This is a genomic window from Staphylococcus ureilyticus (assembly GCF_002902235.1).
GTDB lineage: Bacteria > Bacillota > Bacilli > Staphylococcales > Staphylococcaceae > Staphylococcus > Staphylococcus ureilyticus.
Genome location: NZ_PPRL01000151.1, coordinates 1 through 542 on the forward strand (window position 1 = coordinate 1; position 542 = coordinate 542).

A 542-nucleotide genomic window follows, 5' to 3' on the forward strand; every position below is an offset into this window, starting at 1 on the left:
AGGTCACACCTGTTCCCATGCCGAACACAGAAGTTAAGCTCCTTAGCGCCGATGGTAGTCGGACTTACGTTCCGCAAGAGTAGGACGTTGCCAGGCAAATATAAACGGAGGATTAGCTCAGCTGGGAGAGCATCTGCCTTACAAGCAGAGGGTCGGCGGTTCGAACCCGTCATCCTCCACCATTTTAATTTGCCGGCCTAGCTCAACTGGTAGAGCAACTGACTTGTAATCAGTAGGTTGGGGGTTCAAGTCCTCTGGCCGGCACCATCTTTAGAGCCATTAGCTCAGTTGGTAGAGCATCTGACTTTTAATCAGAGGGTCAGAGGTTCGAATCCTCTATGGCTCACCATTAATCAAATAACGCGGGTGTGGCGGAATTGGCAGACGCACTAGACTTAGGATCTAGCGCCTTACGGCGTGGGGGTTCGACTCCCTTCACCCGCATTTGCAGAAGTAGTTCAGCGGTAGAATACGACCTTGCCAAGGTCGGGGTCGCGGGTTCGAATCCCGTCTTCTGCTCCATTATTTTGCCGGGGTGGCGG

5 tRNA genes and 1 rRNA gene are annotated in these 542 nt (G+C 53.0%); all 6 read left to right on the forward strand.

The features are described from left to right. A 5S ribosomal RNA gene (gene rrf / locus CD150_RS12405) occupies positions 1 to 96 on the forward strand; the annotation flags it as partial. A 10-nt stretch (positions 97 to 106) separates the two neighbouring features. Next, positions 107 to 182 (forward strand) — tRNA-Val (locus CD150_RS12410). 9 nt (positions 183 to 191) lie between these two features. Continuing rightward, positions 192 to 267, forward strand: a tRNA-Thr gene (locus tag CD150_RS12415). Positions 268 to 273: 6 nt separating this feature from the next. Next, a tRNA-Lys gene (locus CD150_RS12420) sits at positions 274 to 349 on the forward strand. Positions 350 to 362: 13 nt separating this feature from the next. Continuing rightward, positions 363 to 444: transfer RNA gene (locus CD150_RS12425), tRNA-Leu, on the forward strand. 3 nt (positions 445 to 447) lie between these two features. Next, positions 448 to 522: transfer RNA gene (locus tag CD150_RS12430), tRNA-Gly, on the forward strand. Positions 523 to 542 lie beyond the last annotated feature (20 nt).